This is a genomic window from Burkholderia sp. Ac-20384 (assembly GCF_017104605.1).
GTDB lineage: Bacteria > Pseudomonadota > Gammaproteobacteria > Burkholderiales > Burkholderiaceae > Burkholderia > Burkholderia lata.
In genome coordinates this window covers 1-15,358 of the sequence record NZ_JAAGPE010000037.1, presented here as the reverse complement: position 1 = coordinate 15,358, position 15,358 = coordinate 1, and the positions used below count along the sequence as shown (strand labels likewise).

Here is a 15,358-nt window from a genome sequence, read left to right as displayed (position 1 = left end):
GGCATGCATGTGCCGCGGGAATATTCCCTCCAATCATTCGGGGTCCGCACCATGAAATTCCTTCGCTCCATCCTGGTCGTCGCCATGCTGCAGGCCGTTTCGGTCACGAGCGCACTGGCTGCCGACGACCTGTCGCAGATCAAGTCGTCCGGCGTGTTCCGGGTCGGTACCGAAGGCACATACGCGCCGTTCACGTATCACGACGAAACAGGCAAGCTGACGGGCTTCGACGTCGACATCGCGACCGCGATCGCGCAGCGCCTCGGCGTGAAGCCGCAGTTCGTCGAAGGCAAGTGGGACGGGCTGATCGCGGGCCTCGACGTGAACCGCTACGACGCGGTCGTCAACGAAGTGTCGATCACCGACGCGCGCAAGGCGAAATACGATTTCTCGACGCCTTACATCACGTCGCGCGCGGTGCTGATCGTGCGCGCGGACAACACGACGATCCGCTCGTTCGACGATCTCAAGGGCAAGAAATCCGCGAACACGCTGACCAGCAATTTCGGCAAGCTTGCAGCCGCACACGGCGCGGACGTCGTGCCCGTGCAGGGCTTCAACGAGTCGATCGACCTGTTGAGCTCGGGGCGCGTCGACGCGACGATCAACCATTCGCTGTCGTACCTCGATTTCCGCAAGCACAAGCCGGACGCGAAGCTGAAAGTCGCGGCGACCGACACGGGCGGCGCGAGCGACGCATCGGGCGTGCTGCTGCGCAAGGGCAGCCCGGCGCTGGTGGCCGCGATCGACAAGGCACTGGCCGACATCAAGGCCGACGGTACCTACGCGAAGATCTCGCACAAGTATTTCGGCCGCGACGTGTCGCAGCCGTGACGCGAGGCTGAACGATGCCGGCCTGGCTTCACCTGATGGCGGAATCGCTGCGGCCCCTGCTGGTTGCGGGGCTCGTGTTCACGGTTCCGCTCACGCTCGCGTCGTTCGCGATCGGCTTGCTGCTCGCATTCGGCGCGGCGCTCACGCGGCTGTTCGGGCCGCGCTGGGCGCAGGGCGCCGTGCGTTTCTACATCTGGCTGTTTCGCGGGTCGCCGCTGCTCGTGCAGCTGTTCGTGATCTTCTACGGCTTGCCGAGCGTCGGCATCGTGCTCGATCCGCTTACGGCCGCGGTGATCGGCTTCTCGCTGAACGTCGGCGCGTACAACGCCGAGGTGATCCGCGGCGTGATCGAATCGATTCCGAAGGGGCAGTGGGAAGCCGCGTACTCGATGGCGATGACGCGCCCGCAGGCGCTGCGCCGCGCGATCCTGCCGCAGGCCGCGCGCGTCGCGCTGCCCGCACTGTCGAATTCGTTCATTTCACTCGTGAAGGACACGTCGCTCGCGGCCGTGCTGACCGTGCCGGAGATCTTCCAGGCCGCGCAGCGGATCGCGGCGGTGACCTACGAGCCGATGATTCTCTATACGGAAGCCGCGCTGATCTATCTGCTGCTCAGCTCGGTGCTGTCCACGCTGCAGCGTCGCCTCGAAATCCGCTTCGGCCGACATGCGCTGTTCCAGGCGGAGTTGCGATGATCCGGCTCGAACGCATCGACAAATCGTTCGGCGCGCATCGCGTGCTGCACGGGATCGACCTCGCGTTGCAGCCCGGGAGCGTGACGGCGCTGATCGGGCCGTCCGGCAGCGGCAAGAGCACGCTGCTGCGTTGCGTGAACCTGCTCGAAGTGCCTGAGGCTGGCGTGCTGACGGTGGGTGACGCACGCATCGACTTCTCGCCGGCGCACCGGCCGGCGCGCGACGCCGTGTTTGCGGTGCGCCGACAGACCGGCATGGTGTTCCAGAACTTTCAGCTGTTTCCGCACCTGAGCGTCGTGCAGAACGTGATGGAAGGGCTCGTCACGGTACAGCGCTGGCCGCGCGAACGGGCCCGCGAACGCGCGCTCGCGCTGCTCGAGAAGGTCGGCATCGCGGACAAGGCCGACGCATGGCCCGGTACGCTGTCGGGCGGCCAGCAGCAACGTGTCGCGATTGCGCGGGCGCTCGCACCGTCGCCGCAGGTGCTGTTGTGCGACGAGCCGACGTCGGCGCTCGATCCGGAGCTGTCCGTCGAAGTGGTCGAGGTGCTGCGCCAGCTTGCACGCGAAGGCACGACGATGCTGATGGCGACGCACGACCTGCGGCTGGCCGCGTCGATCGCGCATGACGCGGTGTTTCTTGCGGAGGGCCGCGTGGTCGAGGCCGGTGCATCGCGCGACCTGTTCGGCGACCCGCGCGATCCGCGCACCGCGAAGTTCATTTCGACGCTCGCGCAGGGTGTGCCGGTGTTCTGACGCGGCGCGCGACACACGAAAAGCGACGTGCGGTACAGCGGGCGTCAGCCGTGCCCTGGCCCGTCGAGCACCGCCGCGACGATCGCCTCCGGCGCATCTTCCTGCACCAGGTGGCCCGCGCGCGGCACCCTGATCAGCTGGCCGTTGGCGATGCGATCGGCCAGCGCCTGGCCCTGTTCGAGCGGAATCCACGCGTCGTCCTCGCCCCACACGATGCGCACCGGAAAGTCCGGCGGCGCGTAACGCGCCTCGACTTCCTCGATGTAGCGCTGGCGCATCTGCGCGATCTGGCGATAGAACGCGGCCTGACCGTCGGGCGTGAGCCACGGCGCGCGGTAGATCGACAGCGCTTCGTCGCTCAGCGGCCGGGCGACCGCATTGCCGAGATAGGCCGACACGAGCGCGTGATGCGCATACGCAGGCAATCCGGTGAAGGCGGCTTCGTGCTGCGCGATGTGGCGCACGAACGGCGAACCCTGCGGCGCGATCGCGACCGGATTCACGAGCGTGAGATCCGCATAGTCGACGCCGTCGAGGAAGTGCGCGCGCAGCACGGTTGCGCCGCCGTAGTCGTGCGCGAGCACGCGCGGGCGCGAAATGTTCCACGCATTGAGCATCGCGCCGAACAGCCGGTTCTGTCGGCCGAGCGACACGTCCGCGTCCGGCATGTCGGATTGACCGTAGCCGAGCAGGTCGTAGAGGAACACGCGATGACGGCGCGCGAGCCACGGTGCGATCCGGCGCCACACCTGCGACGAAAACGGCGTGCCGTGCACGAGCACGAGCGGCGGGCCTTCGCCGAGCGTTCCCCAGGCAATCCGGTGGCCTTCGAAAATGAAGCGGTTGGCGAGTTCGAGCATCGGCATCTCCGTGCTAACCTGTTTTGGTTGTTAATAGGTTACTCCGGATTGTCCGGGTGTGAAACCGATAGGTGCAAATAAATGGTTACTCGACACGAGCCTGCGCGATCCGCGCACGCATGGGGTGCAGCCGATTTCGTCGGCGGCCATCCGGCGCTCGACTTCCTCAACACGGTGGCCGACACGGGCAAGACGCGCGACGCGGACAAGCTCGTCGACTGGCCGGCCGTGCATGCGTGGGCGGAGCGATCGGGGCTGCTGGCGCCAGCCGATCTGGCGCGGCTTCTGCGTCATGCACGGCAGGACGACGCGGACGCGCTGGCGGCGCTGCATCGCTTTCGCGAGGATGCGTACATCGCAGTCGCGCACCTGACGACCGGAGGCGGTAGCACGGCCGGCGCGCGCGCGGCGGACCGGCTCACCGTTGCGATCCGCGAGGCGATCGCGCGCAGCGCGTTCGATGCGGTCGACGGCCGGTTCGCGTGGCGACCCGACGCGCGCGCCGCGTCGCGCTGGGTCGATGCGGCCGCACTCGGTTTCGAGCAACTGCTGCGCAGCGGCGACTTCACACGCGTGCGGCAGTGTGGCCGGTGCACGTGGTTCTTCGTCGATCGCGGCCGCGGTGTCGGGCGCCGCTGGTGCGACATGCGCACGTGCGGGAACCGCGCGAAGGTGGAAGCGTTCAGGGAGCGGTGATGCGCGCGCCGTGCCGGATGTCGTGCCACGCGGAGCACGGCCGGCGCGCGAACGTCATGGAGCGGCTTCGTGTGCCGGGTGTTCCGGCCACAGCGTCGCGGCGATGAACAGCCCGGCCACGAGGAACGGTGCGCCGATCGCGAACAGGATGGCCGCGAGGCCCCAGCGATCCCAGAAGCGGTCGACGACCGCGCGCTCGGGCGTGACGGGGTCGTACAGCACGCTGACCGCTTCGCCTTCGCGCAGGCCCGGATGCGATGACGACGAGCCTTGGGCGAATGTAATCTGGCGGCCGCTGTCGGTCGTGAACGCGACGATCGCTGAATACAGCGACGTGCGCGAGCGGGTTGGGCGCGCGTTTTTCGCGATCTCGACGACATGGCCGGTCGAACGTGCGTAGTGGTGGGCGATCTGCCACTGACGCAGGCCGGCTGCACCGGCGCCGGCGATGAAACCCGTGCCGATCGAGATTGGAATCAGCACGATCGCGACGTTCCAGCGGCTCGATGTGGGCTTGCGGGCAGGTTGGGCGGGCGGTGGCTCGGATGACCGGCGACGGCGCCCGCCAGCGATCAGCAGGCCCCCGATCGCGAGCGACGCCATGGCGAGCAGCGCCGCGACGGCCGCCGGAAACCAGCGTTGCGTGAAATCGTCGATCAGTGCGGGGCGTTCGGGGTGGTTGGGGTCGAGCCATACCTCGACGTTCTCGCCGATATCGTAGGCGGGGACGGTCGATGCGGTATTGCCGGCGACTTCGCGGCGCTGGCCGTCGTTCGCGAGGTACGCGACGATCGGCCGGTACGCGCGCATCGCGTCGCTGTCCTGCACGATGCGCACGACCGTGCCCGGCGCGCTGACCAGTTGGCCGGTCGCCTGGCCGGCCGTGACGGCGAGCATGCCGGCCAGCACGAGCAGCACGACGCCGAGCGCCGTGGCGACGAGCGCGTCCTTACCCGGCATGACCGGATCCGGTTCGTGCGTCGCACTGCGGATGCCGGCGTGATCGTGGGAGTGGCGTGTCTCGACGGACTCGCCGATATCGGCGCAACCAGGCTCTCTGAATGGTCGCGTCTCGGGTACATGCTTCCATGTCTGACGTCCCATGTTCTCTCAGTGCCGGCGGGCAAACGGCAGTGCCTGCGCCGGTCGTGTGATATTTGTCGGACGATTCTAGCGGAAACGATGCGCAGCAGGCGTACGGTGGCGTACTGCGACAGGACGCGCGCCGCGAGTGCGGCGGCGGAAAAGGAAAAAGCCCGGTTAGCTTTCGCTAACCGGGCTTCGGAATTCCTGGTGGGGCGTGAGTGACTCGAACACTCGACCTACGGATTAAGAGTCCGCTGCTCTACCAACTGAGCTAACGCCCCCAACAGAAGAAAGATTATGCATGGGTATTTGAGGTCTTGCAAGCTCTTTCTGCAAATCTCCTGAAAATATTTCGTCACGACAACGGCGGCTGTCGGTCCGATAACGAGCGATCGGAGATTCCTCGCTCCCGGTATGATGACGCCACACGTGTTGCGCGGCGGTCGCGCAACGCTTTCTGGGCTTTCGATGATGGACGAAAACGCAGTCCGCGAATTGCTGGATCGCCTGCTGGCCCCCTGGGTTCGCTCGCTCGGTCTGGTCCCCGTGTCGATCGGCGACGACAGCGTCACGCTGCGCCTGCCGTTTTCCGGCGAATTCCGTCATTCGGGCGGCATCATCTGCGGCCAGGTATTCACGGCGGCCGCCGATACGGCGATGGTGGTTGCGATCTCGGCCGCGCTTGGCGAGTTCCGGCCGATGACGACCGTATCGTTGAACACGAACTTCATGCGTCCCGTGCGCAAGGGCGACGTGCTCGTCACCGCGCGCGTGCTGCGGATGGGCCGCAATCTCGTATTCGGCGAAGTCGAGTTGTTCGACGAAGACGGCAAGATGGCCGTTCACGCGACGTCGACCTACGCGCTCGTCAGCTGAGCGGCGCGATGTTCGACCAGATCGTCTTTGCGGGCGGCGGCAATCGCTGCTGGTGGCAGGCCGGCTTCTGGGACGTCGCCCAGCCGGCGCTCGGCCTGCGCCCGCGCGTGATCACCGGCATCTCGGCCGGCGCGGCAACCGCGTGCATGCTGTATACACGCGATGCCGCCTGGGTGATGCGCTATTACGAAGAGGCGCTGCGCCACAACCGGAAGAACGCGTACTGGGGCAACCTGTTCGGGCGCGAGCCCGTGTTTCCGCATTACCGGATTTACCGCCAGGCGCTGCTCGACATCTACGGCGAGCCGTTCGCGAAGCTTGCAGCGGCGCCGGAGATCCGCATCGGCGTGTCGCACGTGCCGCGCTGGCTCGGCGCGCGCAGCGCGGTGGCCGCCGGCCTCGTCGCGTACAACATCGAGAAGTACGTGCGCAAGACGCTGCACCCGACGCTCGGGCGCACGCTCGGCTTTCGGCCGGAATTCGTGCGCGCGCAGGCCTGCACGCGCGTCGACGAACTCGCCGACCTGATCCTGCAGTCATCCTGTACGCCGCCGTTCACGCCGGTGCTGCGCCGCGGCGGCCGGCCCGTGCTCGACGGCGGGATGGTCGACAACGTGCCGGTCGACGCGCTCGACCCGACGCCGGGCGACGTGCTGGTGCTCGTCACGCGGCTGTACCCGCGCCCGCAGATGTTCACGGTCGCGCACGGCGAGCAGCGGCGGCTGTATGTCCAGCCGTCGAGCAAGGTGCCGATTTCGAGTTGGGATTACACGAGCCCGTCGCAGATGCGGCATGCGTACGACCTCGGGCGGCGCGACGGCGAGCATTTCCTCACGCGCGTCGGCGCGATGACGGGCGGCCGCGTGGCCGCCTGAAGGCGGGAAGCAGGAAGCGGGGCCGCGCGGCGGGCGCGGCCCGCGGCGCTCAGCGCACGCGGCGCGGCGTCAGGGCTTCCGGATTGACGACGCTCGACATGTCGCCCTGGTCGAACGCCAGGATGTTCCGGAATGCCGCGCTGAAGTAGAGCTCGTAGCTTTCGCGCTCGACGTAGCCGATGTGCGGCGTGCAGATCACGTTTTCCATCCGCAGCAGGCTGTAGCCCTGCAGGATCGGCTCGCTCTCGAACACGTCGATCGCGACCATCCCCGGACGGTTGTGCGACAGCGCGTTGACCAGGGCATTTTCCTCGAGCAGTTCGGCGCGGCTCGTGTTGACGAGCAGCGACGTCGGCTTCATCCGCATCAGGTCTTCCTGCTTCACGATCCCGCGCGTGTCGTCATGCATGCGCAGGTGCAGCGACAGCACGTCGCTCTGCTCGAACAGCGCTTCGCGGCTTTCGGCGGCCGTATAGCCGTCAGCCCGCGCGGCCTCGAGCGAATGCTCGCGGCCCCAGATCAGCACGTTCATCCCGAATGCCTTGCCGTAGCCGGCGACGAGCCGGCCGATCTTGCCGTAGCCCCAGATGCCGAGCGTCTGGCCGCGCAGCACCTGGCCGAGGCCGAAGTTCGGCGGCATGGCCGACGTCTTCAGGCCCGACTGCTGCCACGCGCCCTGTTTCAGGTTCGCGACGTACTGCGGAATGCGGCGCTGGGCGGCCATCACGAGCGCCCAGGTCAGCTCGGCGGGGGCGATCGGCGAGCCCGTGCCTTCGAGCACCGCAATGCCGCGGTCGGTACAGGCTTCGAGATCGATGTGGCTCGAAATGCGGCCGGTCTGGCTGATCATGCGCAGGTTCGGCAGCTTGGCGAGCAGTTGCGACGAAATCGGGGTCCGTTCGCGAATCAGCACGAGCGCCTCGACTTCCGCCAGACGGCTGGCGAGTTGTCCCAATCCGCGCACCGTATTGTTGAAGACCTTCACGTCGTGGTCGGCAAGCATCTCGAAGCAGTTCAGCTTGCGGACGGCGTCCTGGTAGTCGTCGAGGATGGCAATTTTCATGGTGAGCGGGTGTCGCGCGTTGAAAGCGGCGGCGGCGGCGGCGGCGCACGTCGCGCACCCGTCCCGCCCGGCCGGGGCCGACATGATGCTACGTCGGCCGCTGCCATGGTGTCTTTTTAACAGGTTGTTACGCTCCGCCGCAATTGGCGGGAGCCTGACCCGGAGCCGCTCGCGCGACGGGCGGAAGGGTGCGCTGTTGTGTCGCATCAAATACGTCCTTCCTGATTCGGCCGCTTACTCGACGAGGTTCACCCAATTGTTGCTCCAATCAGAATAATTGGATCAACTATCCGCAGAAGGCGAGGATTTTTGACTATTTTTATCGTCTACAAGGGCCTTGTTGAGCAACTCTGCATCATTTCCGCTGTCGTAGGAGAATTACGCATTTGCTTCATCTTTTTGAAGTTGTAACAGCGGCAGGAGTCGTTTATGGATCATTTGCAGTCGATGCGCGTGTTCGTCAAGGTTGCAGATCTCGGCAGTTTTGCGCGGGCCGCGAGTGCAATGGATATCTCCAACGCGGTCGCGACGCGTCACGTCGCCGATCTGGAAGGCCGGCTCGGCACGCGTTTGCTGAACCGCACCACGCGCAGCCTTTCCCTGACGGAGTCAGGCCAGGTCTATCTGGAGCGTGCTCGCCAGATCCTCGATGAGCTCGAGGACGTCGAGCAGATGGTCGTTGCGCGCAATCATGAGCCGGTCGGAACGTTGCGCATCGTTGCGCCGGTCGTGTTCGGCCTGCATAACCTCGCGCCCGTGTTGCAGTCGTACACGGAGAATTTCCCGAAAGTGGTGCCCGATCTCACGCTGGTCGACCGGCAGGTCGATCTCGTCGAGGAAGGCTTCGACGTCGGCATCGTCGTCACGCGCCAGATGCGCAGCGCGAGCATCGTCACGCGGCGCCTGACCACCGGCTGCATGACCGTGTGCGCGACGCCGAGCTACCTGGAGAAGCACGGTGTGCCGACCCATCCGGAGCATCTCGCCGAGCACCCGAGCCTGAGCCTGCCGACCGAATACTGGGGCGACGAGCGCGTGTTCACGGGGCCGGACGGTGAAGTGCGCGTGCGCCCGACCAACGTGATCGTCGCGAACAACACCGCGATGCTGCGCCAGTTCGCACTGCTCGGGATGGGGGTCGCGATCCTGCCGAGCTACCTGATCGGCAGCGACATCGCGCGCGGCGCGCTCGTGCGGCTGCTGCCGGATTTCCGGCTGCCGCAGGTCGAGATCAACATCGCTTACCCGAGCCGGCGCCATTTGCCTGCGAAGGTGCGCACCTTCATCGACCACCTCGTCGAGCATTTCAGTCATTCGACCGATGCGACGATGGGCGAGCAGTGGGCCGCGCAGAATTCGGCGCTTCCGCCGATCGGTGTCGAGACGCGTGCGGAGCAGCCGGAATCGGCCGACCCGAACCTGTCGCCGCGCCTGCCGCGTTCGCCGCGCCCGCGCGTCGCGGTGCCGTCGCCACTGTAACGGCGCGACGGCCGGGCGGCGGTTGCCGCCGGCACAAAGAAAAACGCGGATCGAGCAATCGATCCGCGTTTTTTTATCGCTGCCTGCCGGAATCCGGCGTGGCCGGGAGAACCCCGGCCGTCAGGCCGTCACGAGCCCGTCTTGCGCGCCGTCGTCTTGCGGGCGGCGGTCTTGCGAGCCGGTGCCGGTTTCTCTTCGGCGCCTTCCGTCACGGTTTCGGCATCCTTCGTCGCCGATTTTGCCGTCTTCTTCGCGGCAGCGGCCTTCGGCTCCTTCTTCTCGAACTCGAAGCCGATCTTGCCGTCGGGCTGCTTCACGAGGAAGGCCTTGAAGTTGCGGCCCGTGCGTGACGACTTGAAGTTCGGCAGCAGATCCGTGCGGCCGTCGGCAAGCAGCTTGCCCATCTGCTCGCGCGTGATTTCCTGCTGCAGGATCACCTTGCCCGAGCGGAAGTCGCAGGTCTTCGGGTTGGCCACCGAGTGCTCGCACACGTAGCTCATCCCGTGCTCGAACACGCGGCCCTTGCACTTCGGGCATGCGCCGACCGGCTCCTGCGCGGAGAAGTCGGGCGCCTCGCCTTCTTCACCACCGGAATCCTGGCCGAAATCGAACTCGAGCTTGTAGTTCTTCGTCTCGTCGTCGAAGGACAGCTTGAGGATCGCCGAGAACGGGCGGCCCATCTTGCTGCGGAAGCCGGACAGCGGGCCGATCGTCTTCTCGCGCAGCAGCTCCTCGACTTCCGCGATCTCGAACTGCCGGCTGCCCGGGATCTTCGAGATCGAGAACTCGCACTTCGTGCACGCGAAACGGCGGTAGTTTTCCTTCACCTGGCCGCCGCAGTTCGGGCACGGCGTCTCGAGCGTCGCGTAATCGCCGGGGATCGTGTCGGAATCGTATTCCTTCGCGCGCTTGACGATTTGCTGCGTCATGCGGGCAATTTCCTGCATGAACGCTTCGCGCCCGAGGTTGCCGCGCTCCATCTGCGACAGCTTGTATTCCCATTCGCCGGTGAGCTCGGGCGCGGTGAGTTCCTTCACGCCGAGCCCGCGCAGCAGCGTCATCAGCTGGAATGCCTTCGCGGTCGGGATCAGCTCGCGGCCTTCGCGCACGAGGTATTTCTCGCCGAGCAGGCCTTCGATGATCGCCGCGCGCGTGGCCGGCGTACCGAGGCCCTTCGCGGCCATCGCCTCGCGCAGTTCGTCGTCCTCGACGAGCTTGCCCGCGCCTTCCATCGCGGACAGCAGCGTCGCTTCCGAGTAGCGTGCGGGCGGCTTCGTGACGAGCGCGACGGCGGCGATTTCGTCCGTCTTCACCTTCTCGTCCTTCTGCACCGGCACCAGGTTCGCATCCGCGCCTTCGGCGTCGCGGCCGTACACCTGCAGCCAGCCCGGCTCGACGAGCACCTTGCCTTCGGTCTTGAAGTGATGGCCGGCGACTTCGGTGATTCGCGTCGTGACGCGGAATTCGGCGGCCGGGAAGAACACGGCGAGGAAGCGCTTCACGACCATGTCGTACAGCTTCTGCTCCGGCTCGGACAGCGACTTCGGCGCCTGCAGCGTCGGGATGATTGCAAAGTGGTCGCTGATCTTCGAGTTGTCGAAGATCCGCTTGTTCGGCTTCACCCAGCCCTTGTCGAGCACCTGCTTCGCATGCGGCAGGTAGTTGTTGCTCTCCTTGAGCATCTCGAGCGTGGACTGGACCGTCGACAGGTAGTCTTCCGGCAGTGCGCGCGCGTCGGTACGCGGGTAGGTCAGCACCTTGTGCTTTTCATACAGCGCCTGCGCGAGGCCGAGCGTGTTCTTCGCGGAGAAGCCGAAGCGGCTGTTCGCTTCACGCTGCAGGCTCGTCAGGTCGAACAGCAGCGGCGACAGCTGCGTCGACGGTTTCGATTCCTCGGAGACCGTGCCGACCTGGTCGCGACACGCGGCGACGATCGTTTCGGCAGCCGGCAGGCTCCACAGGCGGGAGTCACGCTTTTCCGGATCGAATTCGTCGCGCTTGAATTTCGGGTCGTACCACTTGCCTTCGTAGAAGCCGCCCGCGCACGCGAATTCGGCCTTCACTTCCCAGTAGTCGCGCGGGATGAAGCGGCGGATTTTCTCTTCGCGTTCGACGACGATCGACAACGTTGGCGTCTGAACGCGGCCAACTGTCGTCAGGAAGAAGCCGCCGCCCTTGCTGTTGAACGCGGTCATCGCGCGGGTGCCGTTGATCCCGACGAGCCAGTCGGCTTCCGAGCGGCAGCGTGCGGCGTCGGCGAGCGGCAGCATGTCCGCGTCGCTGCGCAGGTTCGCGAAGCCGTCGCGGATCGCCTGCGGGGTCATCGACTGCAGCCACAGGCGCTGGACCGGCTGCTTCGCCTTCGCGTGCTGCGCGATCAGGCGGAAAATCAGCTCGCCCTCGCGCCCCGCGTCACATGCGTTGATCAGGCGGTCGACGTCCTTGCGCTTCAACAGCTTCGTGAGCACCTTGAGGCGCGACTCGCTTTTTGCGATCGGGTTCAGGTCGAAATGCGGGGGGATGACGGGCAGATGCGCGAAGCTCCATTTCCCGCGCTTGACCTCGTACTCTTCCGGGGCGGCGATTTCCAGCAGGTGGCCGACAGCGGACGAAAGGACGAAATCGTCGCTTTCGTAATACTCGTCATGCTTGGTAAAGCCGCCCAAAGCGCGTGCGATGTCGTTCGCGACAGAAGGCTTTTCCGCAATGATCAGTGCTTTGGACATGACAGGTGTGTGTTGGTAGACCGGGTTCGCCGGTTGTGGGTCCCTTTTACGACCGCTTTATAGCACACGCCGCAGCGATGGCGGCTCAGCGTGTAAAAAGCGGCCCATCATAGAGGGGGGCTGCAACGGCGGCAAGCGCCCGGCGCGGCGGGGCGCGCAAAACCACCGGGCCGGCTTGCGAATTCAGGCTTCGACGGCCAGGACGTTGCGCAATTTCGGTGCGTGCGGCGCACCGGGTACTGCGCTCAGGTCGGACAGCATCCGCTCGACGATCGCCGCATGCGGCAGCACCGTGCCGAAGAAGCGTGCGGTGTGGGTATCTTCGATCAGGATCGTCGGGAAGTTCTCGACGTCGAGATCGTCGAGCTGGTCGGCATGCGTTTCGATGTCGATCCAGGCGAAGCAGGCGTCCGGGTGCGCGTCGGCAAGCTGGTCGAAGGCCGTCCGGTAGTCGCGGCAGGTGCCGCACCACTCGGCGCACAGGCACGCGACGAGCAGCGTGCCGGGATCGGCGAGGCGCTCGGCGATCCGATCTGCATCGGTGTCGAGATTCAGCGCGGGCATGGGTTTCCTTGGGTATCGTTGGCGGCCTGGCCGCCCCTATGCGGGGGAATGTAGCACGCCGTGCACGGGCGGGGTGCGCGCTGCGTCAAGCCGCGCGAAGCGTCCGCCGGGGACGCTGGCGACGCGGCCGGCCAGTTCCAGCGCAAGCAGCGCGCGGTGCAGCACGTCGTCGGACAGGCCGCTGTGCTCGGCGAGCCATTCGTAGGTGACGGGGCCGTATCCCAATGCGGCCAGCACGGCCTGTTCGGATGGAGTGCCGGGCAGCGGCGGCGCCGGCGCCGGTGCTTCGTCTCGGGCGGGCGCGGCGGCCGGAGCGGCGTCGCCAGTCGGGATAACCCCGGTAGCGGCGCGCTGAGTGGCGGCTTCGGTTTCGCGGAGGTCGCCGGTGTCCGCGCACGGATGCCCGGAACACGCCGCACCGCCTGCCACGCCGGCTTTCGATTCGCCCAGCCCGTATTCCTCGAGCACGTCGAGCGGTGCCGACGTCAGCTTCGCGCCGTCGCGGATCAGTGCGTGGCAGCCCTGTGCGAGCGGCGCATGGATCGAGCCCGGCATCGCGAACACGTCGCGCCCCAGTTCGTTCGCGAGTCGCGCGGTGATCAGCGAGCCGGAGCGCGGCGCAGCCTCGACGACGAGTGCGCCGATCGCGAGCGCGGCGATCAGCCGGTTGCGCTGCGGGAAGTGCGCGGCGCGGGCCGGTGTGCCGAGCGGCCACTCCGAGACGATCGCGCCGTGTGCGGCGATCTCGTGGGCGAGTGCGCGGTGTCGCGCCGGATAGACGAGATCGGCGCCGGTCGCGATCACCGCGACCGTGCCCGACCGGCCGTCGAGCCCGCCGCGATGCGCGGCGCCGTCGATCCCGAGCGCGAGCCCCGACACGATCGGAAGCCCGGCGTCGGACAGTTCGCGTGCGAAGCGCGTCGCGTCGGCGAGCCCCTGCGGCGTGGCGTGACGGCTGCCGACCACGGCGAGACTGCGCGCGTGCAGCAGGTCGAGCCGGCCCTTTACATATAGCAGTGGCGGCGGATCGTGCAGGTCGCGCAGCCGCGGCGGGTAGGCTGGATCGTTGAGCGTGACGAGCGTATTGCCCGGCGTGTCGAGCCACGCGAGCACGGCGCCGGTGCGGGTGTCGAGATCGTCGCGCTCGCTTGCGCGCACGGCCTGGGCGGCGGCAGGGCCGGTAACGGCGGCGATGGCCTGGTCGGGCGCACGCAGCAGCGCGTCCGGCGAGCCGAACGCATCGAGCAGTGCCTGCAGTACGGCGGGTGTGAGGCCGGGTGCGTGCGCGAGCTGCAGCCACGCGCGCGCGGCGGAGGTGGTCAGCGCTTGCGGCGACATGAGGCGCCCCTCGAATGCGGTGGCCAGCGGACCGCGTGGCGCCATGATAAAATTTTCATCATCCGAAATACTCGACAGGGCCGCGCGCGCAGGCGCCCGGCCAATTGCAGGAGGCATGATCCGCGGCATTGATTCGCCGCGCGTCCGCCTCATCTTCATTGCATCCCGGCGGCAGCGCCAGCTGGCCGGATGGCCGATGCGGCACGCCGCTCCACCGAATACCGAACACCATGGCTTTACTCAATATTCTTCATTACCCCGACAAGCGGCTGCACAAGGTCGCGAAGCCCGTCGACAAGGTCGACGACCGGATCCGCAAGCTCGTCGCCGACATGGCCGAAACCATGTACGCGGCGCCGGGCATCGGCCTGGCGGCCACGCAGGTCGACGTGCACGAGCGCGTGATCGTGATCGACGTCTCCGAGGAGAAGAACGAGCTGCGCGCGTTCATCAACCCCGAGATCGTGTGGTCGAGCGACGAGAAGCAGATCTATGAAGAGGGCTGCCTGTCGGTGCCTGGCATCTACGATGAAGTCGAGCGTCCCGACCACGTGCGCGTGCGCGCGCTCAACGAGCAGGGCGAGACTTTCGAGCTCGACTGCGAAGGCCTGCTGGCCGTGTGCGTCCAGCACGAGATGGATCACCTGATGGGGCGCGTGTTCGTCGAATACCTGTCGCCGCTCAAGCAGACGCGCATCAAGACGAAGATGAAGAAACTCGAACGCGCGATGTAATGCGTGTTCGCCCAGCCCGATCCCGAACGCTGTCATGACCCATACGTTGCGCGTAGTTTTTGCCGGCACGCCGGAATTCGCCGCGGCTGCCCTCGCCGCGATCCACGAGGCCGGTTTTCCGGTGCCGCTCGTGCTCACCCAGCCCGATCGCCCTGCCGGGCGCGGGATGAAACTGCAGGCCAGCGCGGTGAAGCGCTACGCCGTCGAGCACGGGATGCCCGTTGCGCAACCGCCGTCGCTGCGCCGCGCGGGCAAGTACCCGGCGGAGGCGGCCGACGCGATCGAGCTGCTGCGCTCGACCCCGCATGACGTGATGGTGGTCGCCGCATACGGCCTGCTGCTGCCGCAGGAAGTGCTCGACATTCCGCGTGACGGCTGCATCAACATTCACGCGTCGCTGCTGCCGCGCTGGCGCGGCGCCGCGCCGATCCACCGCGCGATCGAGGCCGGCGACGCCGAAACGGGCGTCACGCTGATGCAGATGGACATCGGCCTCGACACCGGCGCGATGATCGAGGAAGCGCGCATCGCGATCGCGCCCGACGAGACGACCGCAACGCTGCACGACCGGCTCGCCGCCGAAGGCGCGCGACTGATCGTCGACGCGCTCGTGCAGCTCGAGCGCGACGGCGTGCTGCCGGCGACGCCGCAACCGGCCGACGGCGTGACCTATGCGGAAAAGATCGGCAAGCACGAAGCGGCGCTCGACTGGCGCAAGCCGGCCGACGTGCTCGCGCGCCAGGTGCGTGCGTTCGATCCGTTCCCGGGCGGCGTCGA

15 protein-coding genes and 1 tRNA gene are annotated in these 15,358 nt (G+C 66.9%); 9 read left to right on the top strand and 7 right to left on the bottom strand.

What is annotated here, in order from left to right:
- Positions 1-51: 51 nt before the first annotated feature.
- The 3 genes from G3O00_RS10075 to G3O00_RS10065 are packed head-to-tail and all read left to right on the top strand — an operon-like array spanning position 52 to position 2,284.
- Entirely contained in the window at positions 52-834 is a 783-nt protein-coding gene (locus G3O00_RS10075) for an amino acid ABC transporter substrate-binding protein (protein WP_206142877.1), read from the top strand.
- A gap of 14 nt (positions 835-848) precedes the next feature.
- Positions 849-1,529, top strand: a complete 681-nt coding sequence (locus G3O00_RS10070) for an amino acid ABC transporter permease (protein WP_206142876.1) — start codon at positions 849-851, stop codon at positions 1,527-1,529.
- Positions 1,526-2,284, top strand: coding sequence for an amino acid ABC transporter ATP-binding protein (locus tag G3O00_RS10065; RefSeq protein ID WP_206142875.1), 759 nt, complete (start codon positions 1,526-1,528; stop codon positions 2,282-2,284). The genes G3O00_RS10070 and G3O00_RS10065 overlap by 4 nt, the downstream gene beginning before the upstream one ends.
- Positions 2,285-2,328: 44 nt before the next feature.
- Here G3O00_RS10065 and G3O00_RS10060 read toward each other — a convergent pair whose 3' ends face one another.
- Complete coding sequence (locus G3O00_RS10060) at positions 2,329-3,144, bottom strand: alpha/beta fold hydrolase (protein ID WP_206142874.1); 816 nt, start codon at positions 3,142-3,144, stop codon at positions 2,329-2,331.
- Between the two features lie 81 nt (positions 3,145-3,225).
- Between G3O00_RS10060 and G3O00_RS10055 the strand changes: the two genes are divergently transcribed.
- Complete coding sequence (locus G3O00_RS10055) at positions 3,226-3,840, top strand: CGNR zinc finger domain-containing protein (RefSeq protein WP_206142873.1); 615 nt, start codon at positions 3,226-3,228, stop codon at positions 3,838-3,840.
- Between the two features lie 54 nt (positions 3,841-3,894).
- Here G3O00_RS10055 and G3O00_RS10050 read toward each other — a convergent pair whose 3' ends face one another.
- Together G3O00_RS10050 and G3O00_RS10045 are read right to left on the bottom strand one after the other, a co-directional pair.
- Positions 3,895-4,944, bottom strand: a complete 1,050-nt coding sequence (locus G3O00_RS10050; protein ID WP_206142872.1) for a DUF3592 domain-containing protein — start codon at positions 4,942-4,944, stop codon at positions 3,895-3,897.
- 187 nt (positions 4,945-5,131) lie between these two features.
- Positions 5,132-5,207 (bottom strand) — tRNA-Lys (locus tag G3O00_RS10045).
- A gap of 190 nt (positions 5,208-5,397) precedes the next feature.
- Here G3O00_RS10045 and G3O00_RS10040 point away from each other — a divergent pair.
- Complete coding sequence (locus G3O00_RS10040; RefSeq protein ID WP_006477449.1) at positions 5,398-5,802, top strand: PaaI family thioesterase; 405 nt, start codon at positions 5,398-5,400, stop codon at positions 5,800-5,802.
- 8 nt (positions 5,803-5,810) lie between these two features.
- A complete protein-coding gene (locus G3O00_RS10035) occupies positions 5,811-6,677 on the top strand; it encodes a patatin-like phospholipase family protein (RefSeq protein ID WP_174916659.1) in 867 nt (288 codons plus the stop codon).
- 49 nt (positions 6,678-6,726) lie between these two features.
- On the opposite strand, the gene G3O00_RS10030 is transcribed toward G3O00_RS10035, so the two are convergent.
- Positions 6,727-7,740 carry a D-2-hydroxyacid dehydrogenase family protein gene (locus G3O00_RS10030; protein WP_011353578.1) on the bottom strand — a complete coding sequence of 338 codons (1,014 nt, stop codon included), beginning with the start codon at positions 7,738-7,740 and terminating at the stop codon, positions 6,727-6,729.
- Between the two features lie 429 nt (positions 7,741-8,169).
- On the opposite strand from G3O00_RS10030, the gene G3O00_RS10025 reads away from it, so the two are divergent.
- The gene (locus tag G3O00_RS10025) at positions 8,170-9,219 is read left to right on the top strand and encodes a LysR family transcriptional regulator (RefSeq protein ID WP_011353577.1); all 1,050 of its coding nucleotides are present in this window, start codon (positions 8,170-8,172) and stop codon (positions 9,217-9,219) included.
- Between the two features lie 128 nt (positions 9,220-9,347).
- Here G3O00_RS10025 and G3O00_RS10020 read toward each other — a convergent pair whose 3' ends face one another.
- The 3 genes from G3O00_RS10020 to dprA all read right to left on the bottom strand — a co-directional run bounded on the left by G3O00_RS10020 (position 9,348) and on the right by dprA (position 13,892).
- On the bottom strand, positions 9,348-11,945 hold the full coding sequence (locus G3O00_RS10020; protein ID WP_174933773.1) for a DNA topoisomerase III: 2,598 nt from the start codon (positions 11,943-11,945) through the stop codon (positions 9,348-9,350).
- Between the two features lie 183 nt (positions 11,946-12,128).
- Entirely contained in the window at positions 12,129-12,509 is a 381-nt protein-coding gene (locus G3O00_RS10015; RefSeq protein WP_011353575.1) for a thioredoxin family protein, read from the bottom strand.
- A gap of 36 nt (positions 12,510-12,545) precedes the next feature.
- Positions 12,546-13,892, bottom strand: coding sequence for a DNA-processing protein DprA (gene dprA, locus G3O00_RS10010; protein WP_241025072.1), 1,347 nt, complete (start codon positions 13,890-13,892; stop codon positions 12,546-12,548).
- Between the two features lie 185 nt (positions 13,893-14,077).
- On the opposite strand from dprA, the gene def reads away from it, so the two are divergent.
- Together def and fmt are read left to right on the top strand one after the other, a co-directional pair.
- Positions 14,078-14,581, top strand: a complete 504-nt coding sequence (gene def / locus G3O00_RS10005; RefSeq protein WP_011353573.1) for a peptide deformylase — start codon at positions 14,078-14,080, stop codon at positions 14,579-14,581.
- A gap of 34 nt (positions 14,582-14,615) precedes the next feature.
- Positions 14,616-15,358: methionyl-tRNA formyltransferase (gene fmt, locus G3O00_RS10000; RefSeq protein ID WP_206142870.1), on the top strand; the 743-nt coding region annotated here is incomplete at its 3' end.

Bases quoted from the DNA above. Each gene is read 5' to 3' on its own strand.
- G3O00_RS10075 (WP_206142877.1), top strand. From the start codon at position 52: ATGAAATTCCTTCGCTCCATCCTGGTCGTCGCCATGCTGCAGGCCGTT.
- G3O00_RS10070 (WP_206142876.1), top strand. From the start codon at position 849: ATGCCGGCCTGGCTTCACCTGATGGCGGAATCGCTGCGGCCCCTGCTG.
- G3O00_RS10065 (WP_206142875.1), top strand. From the start codon at position 1,526: ATGATCCGGCTCGAACGCATCGACAAATCGTTCGGCGCGCATCGCGTG.
- G3O00_RS10060 (WP_206142874.1), bottom strand. From the start codon at position 3,144: ATGCTCGAACTCGCCAACCGCTTCATTTTCGAAGGCCACCGGATTGCC.
- G3O00_RS10055 (WP_206142873.1), top strand. From the start codon at position 3,226: ATGGTTACTCGACACGAGCCTGCGCGATCCGCGCACGCATGGGGTGCA.
- G3O00_RS10050 (WP_206142872.1), bottom strand. From the start codon at position 4,944: ATGGGACGTCAGACATGGAAGCATGTACCCGAGACGCGACCATTCAGA.
- G3O00_RS10040 (WP_006477449.1), top strand. From the start codon at position 5,398: ATGGACGAAAACGCAGTCCGCGAATTGCTGGATCGCCTGCTGGCCCCC.
- G3O00_RS10035 (WP_174916659.1), top strand. From the start codon at position 5,811: ATGTTCGACCAGATCGTCTTTGCGGGCGGCGGCAATCGCTGCTGGTGG.
- G3O00_RS10030 (WP_011353578.1), bottom strand. From the start codon at position 7,740: ATGAAAATTGCCATCCTCGACGACTACCAGGACGCCGTCCGCAAGCTG.
- G3O00_RS10025 (WP_011353577.1), top strand. From the start codon at position 8,170: ATGGATCATTTGCAGTCGATGCGCGTGTTCGTCAAGGTTGCAGATCTC.
- G3O00_RS10020 (WP_174933773.1), bottom strand. From the start codon at position 11,945: ATGTCCAAAGCACTGATCATTGCGGAAAAGCCTTCTGTCGCGAACGAC.
- G3O00_RS10015 (WP_011353575.1), bottom strand. From the start codon at position 12,509: ATGCCCGCGCTGAATCTCGACACCGATGCAGATCGGATCGCCGAGCGC.
- dprA (WP_241025072.1), bottom strand. From the start codon at position 13,892: ATGGCGCCACGCGGTCCGCTGGCCACCGCATTCGAGGGGCGCCTCATG.
- def (WP_011353573.1), top strand. From the start codon at position 14,078: ATGGCTTTACTCAATATTCTTCATTACCCCGACAAGCGGCTGCACAAG.